The 14,888-nt window shown below is 69.6% G+C and carries 11 protein-coding genes; 3 read left to right on the top strand and 8 right to left on the bottom strand.

Features of this window, described 5'->3' with window-relative positions; genetic code table 11:
* Positions 1–135: 135 nt before the first annotated feature.
* Complete coding sequence (locus tag Ahu01nite_RS22245) at positions 136–1,167, bottom strand: 3-isopropylmalate dehydrogenase (protein ID WP_203838703.1); 1,032 nt, start codon at positions 1,165–1,167, stop codon at positions 136–138.
* Positions 1,168–1,550: 383 nt separating this feature from the next.
* Here Ahu01nite_RS22245 and Ahu01nite_RS22240 point away from each other — a divergent pair, with 383 nt between their 5' ends.
* A complete protein-coding gene (locus Ahu01nite_RS22240) occupies positions 1,551–1,886 on the top strand; it encodes a hypothetical protein (protein WP_438874814.1) in 336 nt (111 codons plus the stop codon).
* On the opposite strand, the gene serA is transcribed toward Ahu01nite_RS22240, so the two are convergent.
* On the bottom strand, positions 1,887–3,485 hold the full coding sequence (gene serA / locus Ahu01nite_RS22235) for a phosphoglycerate dehydrogenase (RefSeq protein ID WP_203838518.1): 1,599 nt from the start codon (positions 3,483–3,485) through the stop codon (positions 1,887–1,889).
* A gap of 75 nt (positions 3,486–3,560) precedes the next feature.
* On the opposite strand from serA, the gene Ahu01nite_RS22230 reads away from it, so the two are divergent.
* Positions 3,561–4,034 (top strand): DUF1990 domain-containing protein, encoded by a 474-nt coding sequence (locus Ahu01nite_RS22230; protein WP_203838517.1) that lies wholly within the window; start codon positions 3,561–3,563, stop codon positions 4,032–4,034.
* A 55-nt stretch (positions 4,035–4,089) separates the two neighbouring features.
* Here the strand turns inward: Ahu01nite_RS22230 and mpgS are convergent, their stop codons facing one another.
* From mpgS to Ahu01nite_RS22205, 5 genes are all read right to left on the bottom strand, one after another.
* Complete coding sequence (gene mpgS / locus Ahu01nite_RS22225) at positions 4,090–5,352, bottom strand: mannosyl-3-phosphoglycerate synthase (RefSeq protein WP_203838516.1); 1,263 nt, start codon at positions 5,350–5,352, stop codon at positions 4,090–4,092.
* A gap of 160 nt (positions 5,353–5,512) precedes the next feature.
* Entirely contained in the window at positions 5,513–6,526 is a 1,014-nt protein-coding gene (gene ilvC / locus Ahu01nite_RS22220; RefSeq protein ID WP_203838515.1) for a ketol-acid reductoisomerase, read from the bottom strand.
* A 26-nt stretch (positions 6,527–6,552) separates the two neighbouring features.
* Positions 6,553–7,077 (bottom strand): acetolactate synthase small subunit, encoded by a 525-nt coding sequence (gene ilvN / locus Ahu01nite_RS22215; RefSeq protein ID WP_203838514.1) that lies wholly within the window; start codon positions 7,075–7,077, stop codon positions 6,553–6,555.
* Positions 7,074–8,906 (bottom strand): acetolactate synthase large subunit, encoded by a 1,833-nt coding sequence (locus tag Ahu01nite_RS22210; protein ID WP_203838513.1) that lies wholly within the window; start codon positions 8,904–8,906, stop codon positions 7,074–7,076. The genes ilvN and Ahu01nite_RS22210 overlap by 4 nt, the downstream gene beginning before the upstream one ends.
* Before the next feature lie 188 nt (positions 8,907–9,094).
* Positions 9,095–11,449 carry a putative bifunctional diguanylate cyclase/phosphodiesterase gene (locus Ahu01nite_RS22205; RefSeq protein ID WP_438874811.1) on the bottom strand — a complete coding sequence of 785 codons (2,355 nt, stop codon included), beginning with the start codon at positions 11,447–11,449 and terminating at the stop codon, positions 9,095–9,097.
* A 114-nt stretch (positions 11,450–11,563) separates the two neighbouring features.
* Between Ahu01nite_RS22205 and ilvD the strand changes: the two genes are divergently transcribed.
* On the top strand, positions 11,564–13,411 hold the full coding sequence (ilvD, locus tag Ahu01nite_RS22200; RefSeq protein WP_203838511.1) for a dihydroxy-acid dehydratase: 1,848 nt from the start codon (positions 11,564–11,566) through the stop codon (positions 13,409–13,411).
* 109 nt (positions 13,412–13,520) lie between these two features.
* Here the strand turns inward: ilvD and Ahu01nite_RS22195 are convergent, their stop codons facing one another.
* Positions 13,521–14,888: a hypothetical protein gene (locus Ahu01nite_RS22195; protein WP_203838510.1), complete on the bottom strand. Its 1,368-nt coding sequence runs from the start codon at positions 14,886–14,888 to the stop codon at positions 13,521–13,523.

Raw genomic sequence — 14,888 nt, 5'->3', positions numbered from 1 at the left:
ACATGCGGTAGCACCCGTAGGGCCCCATGAACTTACCCCGAACGGTCGTTCAAAGCCGATGTCAGGCTTGACCGTCCCCCCGCTCAGGCGAGGGGACTCGGGGTGGAGAGAACGCCCGATAGGGCGACGAGTGGATCAGGCGGCCGCGGTGGCGGCGACCCGGTCCCCGACTTCGGCGGTGCGCAGCGAGGCTCCCGGGGCACGGGAAGCGACCTCGGCCGCGACCGCCTCGGATACTCGGCGGGCCTCGTCCGGGTGGCCGAGGTGCTCGAGGAGCAGCGCGGCGGAGAGGATGGCGGCGGCGGGGTCGGCGATGCCCTGACCTGCGATGTCGGGCGCGGAGCCGTGCACCGGCTCGAACGTCGACGGGTATTGGCGCTCCGGGTTGACGGAGCCGCTGGCTGCCATGCCGATGCCGCCGGTGACGGCAGCGGCGATGTCGGTGAGGATGTCACCGAAGAGGTTGTCGGTCACCACGACGTCGTAGCGCTGCGGGTTGCTCACCATGAACATGCTCGCCGCGTCGATGTGCTGATATTCCGTGGTGACCTGCGGGAACTCGGCGGCGACGGCCTTGAAGGTGCGCGCCCAGAGCCCGCCCGCGTGGGTGAGCACATTGGTCTTGTGCACGAGCGTCAGGTGGCGGCGCTCACGGCTCTGCGCCCGCGCGAAGGCGTCACGGATGACCCGCTCGACGCCGTAGCGGGTGTTGAGGCTCTCCTCGGTGGCGATCTCGGCGGGGGTATCCTTGTGCAGGACGCCGCCGGCGCCGACGTAGAGGCCCTCGGTGCCCTCGCGGACGACCACCATGTCGATCTCACCGGGCTTGATGCCGGCGAGCGGGCTGACCGTCCCGGGCCAGAGGCGCGAGGGGCGCAGGTTCACATACTGGTCGAAGTCGAAGCGCAGCTTGAGCAGCAGGCCGCGCTCGAGCACGCCCGGCGGCACGCTGGGGTCGCCGATGGCACCGAGCAGGATGGCGTCGTGACCGGCCAGCTCGTCCTTGACCGCCTGCGGGAGGACTTCACCGGTGCGGTTGTAGAGCCGGGCGCCGAGGTCGTACTCGTTGTACTCAGCGCCGGGGAGGACGGCCTCAATGACCTTGCGAGCCTGTGCGGTCACTTCGGTCCCGATGCCGTCGCCGGCCACCACCGCGATCCGCGCCACGCTCACGAGCACTCCCTCACCTAGACAAGACCAGGCCCACCGTATCTCGCTGTCCCGATCTTCGGTACGGCGGTCTCAGATTGTGGATTGGAAGCGTTCGGACAGCGAACAGCCCCCGCGGGATCGCGGCAACGATCTCACGGGGGCCGTCACGACGAAAACGCGTGGCTTCGCGCCCGCCGGGGGTGCAACCACCACACGGGACAGCGACGGAGTCGTCACCCGAAGACAAATCCGCCACGCCCGCGTGGCAAGGACCAACGCTAGCGATGCGGACTAATGTCGCGCAAGACGCATCCCCCGCGTGTCGGCGCGACAATGGGATGTAGCGGCCACCTTTATGGCACCATGCGCCGGTGAGTTTCGACCTCGTGGTGTGGGCCATGGACAACGCCGACCGGCCGGACGACGTGCGGGCCGCTAATGCGCGTTGTGCCCGTGGCGAGCACGCGCAACGCCCCGCAGACCCCCGCGTAGTCGCCTTCTACAACTCCCTGACCAGCACTTACCCGGATCGCGGGCCGCGCGCGACGATGACCGGTTCCCCCTGGGCCACCGCGCCGCTGCACGCGGCCGCGGACCACATCACGATGCGGCTGGACGAGAGCTGCCCCGACGCGGTGCTGGAGACGATCGAGCGACTCGCCGGTGAGCTCAACCTGGATCTGCTGGATCTGCAGGACGGCACCGTCTACCCCCCGCCGGTGAAGGCCCGCTGATCATTCCTCGCGCAGATCGACGATGCTGCCCCGCGCGGAACCGATCTCCGCGGCGACCGTGGACAGCAGATCCGCGTCGACCGACGAGTCCACGGTCAGCGCCATCAGCGCCTCACCCCCGGCCTCCCGGCGAGCCACCTGCATCGCTGCGATGTTGACGCCGGCCTCGCCAAGGATCGAGCCGATCCGGCCGACCACGCCGGGCCGGTCGGAGTAGCGGAAGAACAACAGCACCCCGCCGGCGTCGAGCTCCAGCTCGAACTCGTCGAGCCGGGTGAGTTTGCGCAGCTCGCGGCCGCGTACGACGGCGACCGACCCGGCGACGCTCACGGTGCGCCCGTCCGGCAGCACGCCTCGTACGGTGACCAGGTTGTCATGGTCGGACACCTCGCGGTTCACCAGCAGCTCGACCTCGACACCCCGGTCCGCGGCGAGCTGCGGCGCGTTCACATAGGTGACCCGCTCCTCCACCACGGAGGCGAAGAGCCCCTTGGTGGCGGCGAGCTTGAGCACTGCCACGTCGTGCGACACGATCCGGCCGCGCACCTCGACGGTGACGTTGGCCGCGATCCCGCCCGCCAGCGCGGTGAAGACCTTGCCGAGCCGTTCCGTGAGCCCGAGCAGCGGCCGCACGTCCTCGTCGACCACGCCGCCGGCCTGCACGTTCACCGCGTCGGGCACGAACTCACCCTGCAGGGCCAGCTTGACGCTGCGGGCCACCGCGAGCCCGGCCTTGTCCTGCGCCTCGCCCGTCGAGGCACCCAGGTGCGGGGTCACCACGACGTTGTCGAAGCCGAACAGCGGCGAGGAGGTCGCGGGCTCGGTGACGAAGACGTCCAGCCCGGCCCCGGCCACCCGGCCCTCGGCCAGGGCGTCGGCGAGGGCCTGCTCGTCGACGAGGCCACCGCGGGCGGCGTTGATGATGCGTACGCCCGGCTTGACGGTCGCCAGCTCCTTCTCCCCGATCAGACCCAGGGTCTCCGGGGTACGCGGAAGGTGCACGGAGATGAAGTCGCTCTCGCGCAGCAGCTCGTCGAGGCCGACCAGGCGTACGCCCAACTGCGCCGCCCGAGCGGGCTGGATGTACGGGTCGTACGCGATCAGCCGGGTCCCGAAAGCCGCCATACGCTGCGCGAACAGCACCCCGATGCGGCCGAGCCCGACCACGCCCACGATCTTGCCCTGCACCTCGACGCCGGTGTAGCGCGACCGTTTCCACTCGCCGCGTTTCAGTGCCGCGCTCGCGCTGGCGGTGTTGCGCGCGACGCTGAGCAGCAGCGCGATGGCCTGTTCGGCGGCGGAGACGATGTTGGAGGTGGGCGCGTTGACGACCATGACGCCGTGCGCGGTGGCGCTGGCGACGTCCACGTTGTCGAGTCCGACCCCGGCACGGGCGACCACCTTGAGCCGGGGCGCGACGGCGATCGCCTCGGCGTCGACGTGCGTGGCGCTGCGTACGATCAGGGCGTCGGCTTCCACCAGCGCACCGAGCAGGGCGGCGCGATCGGTGCCGTCGACGTGGCGCACGTCGAAGTCGTAGGCCAGGACATCGAGGGCGGCGGGGGCGAGTTCCTCTGCGATCAGCACGACGGGAGCCATACGTCTCCATCCCGGACCTGCACTACGGGATGTCATCATACGGTTACAGCCGACTCATAGGTGAAACGAAATCGCATGCAGCCGTTCACGTACGTCAATGTCGGTGCCACCCGTGACGCCGAGATGCCGGCCGGATATCGCCATGTCGACCGTGACGTGGCGGTCGAGGGGTCGTTGGATCAGGCAGCGGAACGACTGATGACCTGGCAGATGCACCGGGACGCCGGACTGCGGGTTGATGCGGGAGCCGATCGGGCGGCGCCCGGTGTGGAAGTGACGCTGCACCTACTCGTGGTGCGGATTCTGTGCCGGGTGATCTATGTGCTCGACGAGCCGGACCGGCGCGGGTTCGCGTACGGAACGCTCGCGGGCCATCCCGAACAGGGTGAGGAAGCCTTCGAGGTCTACCGCACCGCGGAGGGTGCGGTGCGCGCCAGGATCAGGGCGTTCTCGCGGCCGGCGACGCTGCTCACCAAGGTCGGCGGGCCGGTGGCGACCCTGGTCCAGGACTTCATGACCGGGCGATATCTGCGGGCCCTGCAGAAGTGAGCTCTGCAGAAATGAAAGAACCGGTGGGCGCCGCCACGCCGACCGGTTGCAGTGATCAGACCTTCTGGCGCGGGATCGAGGCGCGCGCGATCGGTGGCGACGGCGGCAGGCCCGCTGACGCCCGGCCGTCGAACTGGCGGAAGGTCAGCGCCTCCGCGTCCAGGCCGTCGTAGAGAAGCTCCAGGTCAAGACTGCCCACGGGCGGGTAGACCCGCTCCTTCGGCGGCTCCTGGCCCGGCTCGAGCGCGCCCTGGGCGATCATGAAGTCGACGATGGCCTTCTTCACGGACGGCAGGGTCACCGGCGAGTGGTAGATGACGTTGAGGGCCTGCATGCGCATGCCCTGCACGTGCTCCTCGCCCTTGTTGTCGTGGAAATGGGGATTGCGGGTCTCGATCTGCAGGATCGGCACCGAGCCGGCCATGACGTCCCGGTCGCTGCTCTCGAGGACCCCGCCGAACTGCTCGAACAGATCCATGTATTCGTACGGCTCGACCGCGAAACCACCCGCCAGGCGCAGCCGCAGACCCAGATCGAGGCTCATCGCGTGCTCACCGGCGTTGCCCGTGGCGATCACCTCGGTGCCGAAGCCCGAATACTCCGCCAGGAACCTGTTGAGCCACTCGTTGGTGATCTGCGAGCTGCGGCCCTTGCGGCTGAAGAACAGCCGGCCGTCACGCAGCTTGGGCTTGGAGTGCCACGAGATGCGGACCATGGAGTACGGGCTGTCGGCCAGGTGGAGCCCCGCCGCATACGCCTTGCAGTACTCGTTGACGGCGCCGGGGACGTAATTGTCGGCGTCGACATAGCCGAGGTAACGACGCCCGGACATAGCCGCCACCGCCATGCCGACAAGCATGGCCTCGCCCTTGCCGTTACGGATCAGTCCATCGTCGCCGATGAGTTCTTCCATGCCGGCGGCCTTGAATGCCGCGGCCAGCCCGGGGTCCTTCTGGTGGATCGAGATCGCGGATCTCCCGGCGAGCCGGCAGAACTGTTCGAGGGTCTGCGCCTCGATCTCGTACCGGTCGACAGGGAGCCTGTCGCTGTTCGAGACGAGCACAATGAGACAGTCATGGGGAATTCCGGAGAGCACGCCTTCGATGACGCTTCGTGTCTCATTCATGCAGGGGACGACGATTACCATTTGCGATTCGACGGCGCGCATTGCATCCGGCGGGACGACGCGGCTACCAGCCGAAAGACTCGCCTGACCGGTGTCGTGCACGGCGCCCGAGTCGAGCTCGATCACCCTCTGGAGCTCATGAATCCGGACCGCGCCGAAGCGCTCACTCCGGAAAGAATCAGCCAGTCGCATGCGGCGAGGCTACCTGTTCAATGCCACTCACAAGTGCTTGAACAGTGCACAATTCGATGACGACGCCGGACAGGTAAGCAGCACGTAACGGCCACGTTTCCGATTAACATCACGGGTCATGAGGTCCGGAGACCTCATGACCCGTAGTAGTCATCGATAATCAGGCGGTCTCGGTGATCGGGCGGTCCACCCAACTCATCATGCCGCGCAGCTTGTTACCGGTGATCTCGATCGGGTGCGCCGCACCCTGCTCGCGGTACTTCTTGAGCAGCGGGCCACCGTTCTCGTCGTCCTCGATCAGCTCACGGGTGAACTGGCCGGACTGGATCTCGGAGAGAATCTTCTTCATCTCCTCCTTGACCCCGGCGTTGATCACGCGCGGGCCGCGGGTGTAGTCACCGAACTCCGCGGTGTCCGAGATGCTGTACCGCATCCGCTGAATGCCACCCTCGTACATGAGGTCGACGATCAGCTTCAGCTCGTGCAGACACTCGAAGTAGGCGATCTCCGGGGCGTAACCGGCCTCGGTGAGCACCTCGAAGCCGGTCTGCACCAGCGCCGCCGTGCCACCGCAGAGCACCGCCTGCTCGCCGAAGAGGTCGGTCTCGGTCTCTTCCTTGAACGTCGTCTTGATGACGCCGGCGCGGGTGCCGCCGATCGCCTTCGCGTACGACAGGGCGAGCGCCTGGGCGCCACCGGTCGGGTCCTGCTCCACGGCGATCAGGGCGGGCACGCCCTTGCCGTCGACGTACTGGCGGCGGACCAGGTGACCCGGGCCCTTGGGGGCGACCATCGCCACGTCGACGTCCGCCGGGGGCTTGATCAGCTCGAAGCGGATGTTCAGGCCGTGCCCGAAGAAGAGCGCCTTACCCGCGGTCAGGTTGGGCTCGATCGACTCGGTGTAGATCTTGCGCTGCGCGGTGTCCGGCGCCAGCACCATGATCACGTCGGCCCAGGCGGAGGCCTCGGCCGGGGTGAGCACCTTCAGGCCCTGCTCCTCGGCCTTGGCACGGCTCTTGGAGCCCTCCTTCAGACCGATCACCACGTCGACGCCCGAGTCGCGCAGCGACAGCGAGTGGGCATGGCCCTGGCTGCCGTACCCGATGACGGCGACCTTGCGCCCCTGGATGATGGACAGGTCGGCGTCGTCGTCGTAGAACGTTTCCGCGGTCATGACTTTCCCTCTCAAACGAATTTTGCTCAGGCTGCGCGAAGCGCGGGGCCGGTGGTAATAGATCGAGAGCCACGGCCGATTGCCACCAGGCCGGACTGGACCATTTCTTTGATGCCGAACGGCTCGAGGTCGCGCAGCAACGCGTCCAGCTTGTCGGGGTTGCCGGTCGCCTCGATCGTGAGGGTGTCCGGTGCGACGTCGATCACCTTGGCCCTGAAGAGCTCGACGGTCTCGAGCACCTGGCCACGCACGGCGCGCTCGGCGCGCACCTTGACGAGCAGGAGCTCGCGCTGGACCGACTGCTGCGGGTCCAGCTCGACGATCTTCAGGACGTTCACCAGCTTGTTGAGCTGTTTGGTCACCTGCTCCAGGGGTGAGGAGTCGGCGTTGACCACGATCGTGATGCGGCTGACGTCCGGGTTCTCCGTCTCGCCGACCGCCAGGCTGTCGATGTTGAAGCTGCGCCGGGAGAACAGTCCGCTCACCCGGGCGAGGACGCCGGGTTTGTTCTCGACCAGCACGGAGAGCGTGTGCTTGTTCTGGGTGCTCACAGGTCGTCCTCTTCGAAGGCGGGGCGCACGTCCCGGGCGAACATGATCTCGTCGTTGCTGGTGCCGGCCGCCACCATCGGCCACACCATGGCGTCCTTGCCGACCGTGAAGTCGATGACCACCGGCCGGTCGTTGATCTCCATGGCCGCCTTGATGGTGGCGTCCACGTCGTCCTTCGACTCGCAGCGCAGCCCGACACAGCCCAGTGCGTCGGCCAGCTTCACGAAGTCGGGGATCCGGTGCTTGTGGGTGCCCAGCTCGGTGTTGGAGTACCGGCCCTCGTAGAACAGGGTCTGCCACTGCCGGACCATGCCGAGGTTGCCGTTGTTGATGACGGCGATCTTGACCGGGATGCCCTCCAGCGCGCAGGTGGCGAGCTCCTGGTTGGTCATCTGGAAACAGCCGTCGCCGTCGATCGCCCACACCGCGGTGTCCGGCAGGCCGACCTTGGCGCCCATCGCGGCGGGCACCGCGTAGCCCATGGTCCCCGCGCCGCCCGAGTTGAGCCAGGTGCCCGGCTTCTCGTACTTGATGAACTGCGACGCCCACATCTGGTGCTGCCCGACGCCGGCGACGTAGACGGCGTCCGGGCCGACCAGCTCGCCGATCCGCTGGATCACGTACTGCGGGGCGAGCGTGCCGTCGGTCGGCTCGTCGTAGCCGAGCGGGTACCGGGTGCGCAGGTCGTTGAGGGTGGACCACCACGGGTCGTACGAGGAGGCACCGCTCGCCGTGCCACCGATCGCGGCGATCAGCTCGTCGATGACGTGCCGCGCGTCGCCCACGATCGGGACGTCGGCGTGCCGGTTCTTGCCGATCTCCGCCGGGTCGATGTCGGCGTGCACGACCTTGGCGTCCGGCGCGAACGAGTCGAGCTTGCCGGTCACCCGGTCATCGAAGCGCGCGCCGAGCACGATCAGCAGGTCGGATTTCTGCAGCGCGTAGACCGCGGGGACCGTGCCGTGCATGCCGGGCATGCCCAGGTGCTGCGGGTGCGAGTCGGGGAACGCGCCGAGCGCCATCAGCGTGGTGACCACCGGGATGCCGGTGAGCTCGGCCAGCTTGCGCAGCCCGTCGGTGGCGCCGGCCTTGAGCACGCCGCCGCCCACGTAGAGCACCGGGCGCCTGGCGGCAGCGATCAGCCGGGCCGCCTCGCGGATCTGCTTGCCGTGCGGGTGCAGCGTCGGGCGGTAACCCGGCAGGTCGAGCACCGGCGGCCAGGCGAACGTGGTCTGCGCCTGCTGCACGTCCTTGGGGATGTCCACGAGCACGGGACCCGGGCGTCCGGTCGACGCCAGGTGGAAGGCTTCCGCCAGGACCTCAGGGATCTCCTCAGGCGTCTGGATCAGGAAGTTGTGCTTCGTGATGGGCAGGGTGATGCCCTGGATGTCCGCCTCCTGGAAGGCGTCGGTGCCGATCGAGGGCCGCGACACCTGCCCGGTGATCGCCACGATCGGCACCGAGTCCATGTAGGCGTCGGCGATCGCGGTGACCAGGTTGGTGGCGCCCGGCCCGGAGGTGGCGATACACACGCCGACCTTGCCGGTGGCCTGGGCGTATCCGGTGGCGGCGTGACCCGCGCCCTGCTCGTGGCGGACGAGGATGTGCCGGATGGACGAGTCGTAGAGCGGGTCGTAGGCCGGCAGGATCGTGCCGCCCGGGATGCCGAAGACCACCTCGACGCCGAGCGCCTCGAGCGACCGCACGAGCGAGCCGGCCCCGGTGGCGGGGGTCGGCGGGACCGTGATTACGGCTGGGGCGACGGTGGCCGCCGCGACGGTGGCCGGGTTTGCGCGGTTCGCGAGGGTCTCGGGGGTGGGTTTCGTCATGGCAGTTCAGGCCTTCGTTTCGAGGTTTTGTGTTCAGTTTTCCGCTGCGGGTGGGATCAGCTGTGGCGTTCCCGGAGCAACAAAAAAGGCCCGCGTGCTTTCGCACGGGACCTAGCGCACTGCCCTCAGAGAATCTGGTGAGGCAGCGCGCTCAACTAAGTACTACGAGAAACGTCGAACACATGCGGCTAAGACTGCCCCATCTCACGTGGTGCGTCAACTGATCTCACATCTTGGTCACTCGAAAAGGCGGGATCGGTCGGTAAAACCGCTCTGACCTGGCGCATCCCCGGTCCGAGCATGATGATCTGGCTGCGCGCGGGTGCGCTGTTCGTAACCGTGGGGCGGCTCCGCGCCGCGGGCACCGGACGGGCCCCGGACTGCCGGGCCGTGCGCAACTGGGTCTCCAGATGTTCGGCCGGCACACCCCAGCCGAACAGCGAACCCTGCCCCAGCCGGCACCCGGCCTCCTCGACCACCTCGCGCTGCGCCGGGGTGCCGATGCCCTCGGCGAGCACCTCCAGGCCGAGCCGGTGCCCGAGCCGCGCCACGACGTCGACCAGCGGCGCGGCCATCCCGGTCCGCGACTCCGGCTCGGCCACCAGCGCGCGGTCGATCTTCAGGATGTCCACGGGGAGATTGCGGAGCTGCCCGAGCGAGGAATAACCCGCGCCGAAGTCGTCCAGCGCGATCCGGACCCCGGTCGACCGGAGCTCGACCAGCCGGCGGATCAGCTCGTCCATGTCCGTGGCGACGGCGTGCTCGGTCACCTCCAGCACGAGCCGCTGTGGCGGTACGCCGTACTTGCGCAGCACCGCCGCGACCCGTCCCGCGTAGTCGGCGGCGTGCAGCTCCTTGGGTGACAGGTTCACCGACACCCACACGTCGTGCCCCGCGATCAGCCACTTGGCGAGCTGCGCGCAGGCCTGGTCGAGCACCCAGGTGCCGAGCACGCAGATGAGGTCCGACTCCTCGGCGACCGGGATGAACTCGTCGGGGCGGACCGCGCCGAGCTCCGGATGGGTCCAGCGGAGCAGCGCCTCGGCACCTACCGGGCGTACCGAGGGAAGGGCCACCACCGGCTGGAAGACCAGCCGCAGCTGACCGCGGTCGATGGCGTGCCGCAGCTCGTTCTCCAGCACGCTGTGCCGGCGCAGCAGCTCGTCGTAGCGCTTCTGGTAGCTCTCGACCCGGTTCTTGCCGCGCTGCTTCGCGTAGCGCAGGGCGAGGTCGGCGTCGCGCATCAGCTCGCCGGTGTCGCCGGGCGAGGGTGATCCCGCGACGCCGATGCTCGCGGAGAGGAAGACGGGGCCGTCGCCGGTCTCGTACGGCTCGCACAGCCTCGTCAGCAACCGCTGCCCGACCGCGAGCGCCTCCTCGGGTGAGGCGGCCATCAGCACCGCGAACTCGTCACCGCCCAGCCGTGCGGCCACGTCGCCGTCGCGCAGGTTGGCGCGCAGCCGCTCGCCCACCTCGGCCAGCACCGCGTCGCCGACGTCGTGCCCGCGCATGTCGTTGACGTTCTTGAAGCCGTCCAGGTCGAGGCTGACCAGGGTGCGGTTCGTCGTCGACCGCTCGCGCAGCGCCCGGACCAGGCCACGGCGGTTGGCGAGCCCGGTCAGCGGGTCGGTGTGCGCGAGCTCGCGGAAGTGCGCCTCCCGGTGCCGCAGCTGCAGCGTGTAGTTGCGCACGTCGCCCAGCGCGAGATACTGCCGGCTGACCAGCGCGAATCCCTCCACGCTGACGCCGAGGAAGCCGAATCCGGTGAACTCGCCACCGGCCAGGATGTGGTACGTCCCAGCGATGATCATGGCGGCCATCGGGACGAACGCGTACCCGGAGCCGCGCTGGATGATGTCCCCGGTGACCGTGACCGGGCGGTCGGCGATCTTCACCGCGTGGGCGACCACGAGCAGCCCGGCCGGCAGCAGCAACGCGCCGACCAGCACGACGTCCGCTTTGCCCTGGCAGATGCCGCTGGACAGAGCGGTGGCCGCCAGCGCGACGACGGTCACCCCGGCGGCGACCCGGACCGTGACGTGCCGGGGCCGGTGCGCGTGCATGGCGAGCATCGCGGTCAGCCCGACGGCGATGGCGACGACCCCGGCCGGGAGCAGGATCGACAGGCACTGCACGGGGGTACGGCCGCCGAGGATCCGGGTCGGCTCGGCGACGAGCACCCAGCCGACGAACCACAGGGCCGCGGCGATGATCAGCCCGTCGAGCAGGTGACGCAGCCCGGCGCGGCGGTTCTCCGCGGCGCCCGGCAGCATCAGCGTCCCGATCAGCAGGGTGAACGTGCCCAGCGCCGTCGCGGCGGCGACCGCCTGGCCGAGGGTGCGGCTGGAACCGTACGAGATCGCGCTCAGCGCCCCGGCCAGCGCGGCCGCGGTCGCGACAGCGGCGCCGGCGGCGAGCAGGAGGTGGGCCCGGCGGGCGGCACCGGTGTGTCTGCGCCCCGAATTGGCCAGCAGAGCGACGGCCGGGACCGCGACCACGAGGCTCGCCAGCCCGGCCAGCTCCACGCCGGACGGTGAGTGCACGGGAACACTCTGCCGCATTCGGATCTTTTAATCGAGAGTTGGGGTGTCCCGACCTATGGACTTAGTGGCGCCTGACACGGAGCCGGTCCTTACCGGCGGTGGCAGTATGGGCTCATGCCTGAGCTGCGTTCCCGGACCTCTACACACGGTCGGACGATGGCCGGCGCCCGCGCCCTCTGGCGCGCCACCGGCATGACCGACGACGACTTCGGCAAGCCCATTGTGGCGATTGCCAACAGTTTCACCCAGTTCGTGCCGGGTCACGTCCACCTCAAGGATCTCGGTGGCCTCGTCGCCGACTCCATCTTCGAGGCGGGCGGGATCGGCCGCGAGTTCAACACGATCGCGGTCGACGACGGCATCGCCATGGGCCACGGCGGCATGCTCTACTCGCTGCCCAGCCGCGAGCTGATCGCCGACGCGGTCGAATACATGGTCAACGCGCACTGCGCCGACGCCCTGGTCTGCATCTCGAACTGCGACAAGATCACTCCCGGCATGCTGATCGCCGCGCTTCGGCTCAACATCCCGACGGTCTTCGTCTCCGGCGGCCCGATGGAGGCCGGCAAGACGGTCGCCATCGAGGGCGTCGTGCACGAGAAGCTCGACCTCGTCGACGCCATGTCGGCCAGCGCCAACGAGAACGTCACCGACGAGCAGCTCGACACGATCGAGCGCTCGGCGTGCCCGACCTGCGGCTCGTGTTCCGGCATGTTCACCGCCAACTCGATGAACTGCCTCACCGAGGCGATCGGCCTGGCGCTGCCCGGCAACGGCTCGACGCTGGCCACCCATGCCTCCCGCAAGGCGCTCTTCGAGAAGGCCGGCGCGCTGATCGTCGACATCGCGAAGCAGTATTACGAGAACGACGACGAGAGCGTCCTGCCGCGCAGCATCGCCAACCGCGACGCCTTCGAGAACGCCGTCGCCCTGGACGTCGCGATGGGCGGCTCCACCAACACGGTGCTCCACCTGCTGGCCGCGGCCCGCGAGGCCGAGCTCGACTTCAGCGTCGCCGACATCGACGCCATCTCCCGCCGCGTGCCCTGCCTGGCCAAGGTCGCCCCCAACAGCCCGAAGTACCACATGGAGGACGTCCACCGCGCCGGCGGCATCCCCGCCCTGCTCGGCGAGCTCAACCGCGGCGGCGCCCTCAAGACCAACGTGCGCTCGGTCCACTCCCCCGACCTCACCTCGTGGCTCAACGACTGGGACATCCGCAGCGGCCAGCCCACCGACCAGGCGCTGGAGCTCTTCCACGCGGCGCCCGGCGGAGTCCGCACGGTGCTCCCGTTCAGCACCGAGAACAGGTGGGCCAAGCTCGACACCGACGCCGAGGCAGGCTGCATCCGCTCGGTCGAGCACGCCTACACCGCTGACGGCGGCCTGGCGATCCTCTTCGGCAACCTCGCCCCCGACGGCTGCGTGGTCAAGACCGCCGGCGTCGACGAGACCCTGTGGAAATTCACCGGCCCCGCCCGCGTCTTCGAGAGCCAGGACGACGCGGTCACCGGAATCCTCGGCAAACAGGTCGTGGCCGGCGACGTCGTGGTCATCCGCTACGAGGGCCCCCGCGGCGGCCCCGGCATGCAGGAAATGCTCTACCCCACGAGCTTCCTCAAGGGCCGTGGCCTCGGCAAAGCCTGCGCCCTGATCACCGACGGCCGCTTCTCCGGCGGCACCAGCGGCCTCTCCATCGGCCACGTCTCCCCCGAAGCAGCCTCAGGCGGCCTGATCGCCCTGGTCGAAACCGGCGACGAGATCACCATCGACATCCCCGGCCGCACCATCTCCCTCAACGTCACCGACGAAGACCTCGCCCAGCGTCGCCACGAGCAGGAACGCCGCCCCAAGCCCTACACCCCGGCCGACCGCACCCGCCCGGTCTCCGCAGCCCTGCGCGCCTACGCCTCCATGGCCACCAGCGCCAGCGACGGCGCCTACCGCAAGGTCCCCGAATAAACCCAGCTGGTCAGTGCCGGTGGCCGTCAGCCACTTTCGCAACGATCTGCTTCACATCGCTGTAATTACGCCCGACAGCGCGCAACAACCGCACCACCAACCGGCCGAGTCACTCGCGGATCTTCGTGCGTGGCCCGGCCGGTCGCGCATCCGCCGGGACCTCCCCGCCACTCACCCGCACCTCCCCGCCATCCCCCAGCGGCCGCCCATCCTCGCCCCACCCCAGCCCGCCGCCATCCCCCAGCCCCCGCTTCCTACCAGCCCACCCCGGCGCGCCGCCGTCCCCCGGCCCCCGCTTCTTGCCGGCCCGCCGCGCCGCCCGCGTCTCCAGAGCTCGCCGTAGGCGTTCCCGCAGGCCACGCCCGTGAACCCGCCACAACCCGGCCACCGCGAGCACCACAGAAACAACCCCGGCAAGCCACCACCCCGCGACCGGCCACACCGCCACCCCCACGGCCGGCTCCGACCGCACCACAGCCTGCCCCGCGACGTCGATGCCACTGACCCCCTCGGGCACCTCCATCAACGAGCGCTCCGCGACCTCCCCACGGACCAGCCCGACCACCCGAACCCGGGCACCCTCCGCCGCCCCCGTCCCGGACGGCACCCTGCCCGGCCCGGAGACCAGCGGCGCCGCCCCGGAGGACGCCGGGGCTGGTTCGTAGGCGACAGCGACCAGCGTCCCGTCAGGCCGCCACCCCAGAGCCCGCCCAGCGCCGGCGTGACGCAACACGGCCAGAGCCGGAGCCGGATCCACCGACCCGTCGGACGCCCGTAATGTCCGGAACTGCCACCCATCCCCCACAGCGGCGCCGACCAGCAGCGATGCGCCGTCCGGCGTCCATGCGCCCTTCCCGGCGAGCACCATCCCCGCCGGCACAGCGAACCCGGACTCCTGAGCGCCATCGGTGCCGGCGATCACCATCCGCTGCCCGACCTGGTACGCCAGCCGATCGCCGGCCCGGGTGAACGCGACCGGCCCGTCCCATTCCGCGGGCACCGTCCCCACCGTCCGGGCCTGACCGCTGCCCGGTTCAAGGAGTCGCAGCTCGGCGCCGCGGGCAACGGCGAGCAGCGTGCCGTCGGCGGACCAACCCCGGGGCGCGCCGCCCCCGCTGCCGTCAGGGAACACCCGCGTCGAGGTGCCGTCGACCGCCCGGATGACGAGGGCGCCGAGCACCCGGTAAGCGACGCGGGTGCCGTCCGGCGACAGCAGCACTCCCTCACCGGGCGGCCCGGTGAGCGACAGCCGCCGGTACGAGTCGCCGACGACGCCTACGGTGTCGTCGATGTCGATCAGCACCGAGGCCGATCGCAGCGGCGCCTGCTCCAGGCTGGGCGTCCACGGGTAGGGCGTGGAGATCCGCCGCGGCAGAGCGAGTTGCCCACCGCCGCTGAGCCCGTTCCCCGGAGCGATCAGCCCTACCGCCAGCCCGGCGAGGCCCGCGGCGAGCACGATGAGAATCGATTTGCGCAC

The organism is Winogradskya humida (genome assembly GCF_016862215.1).
Lineage (GTDB): Bacteria > Actinomycetota > Actinomycetes > Mycobacteriales > Micromonosporaceae > Actinoplanes > Actinoplanes humidus.
This window is presented reverse-complemented; position numbering and strand designations above follow the sequence as displayed.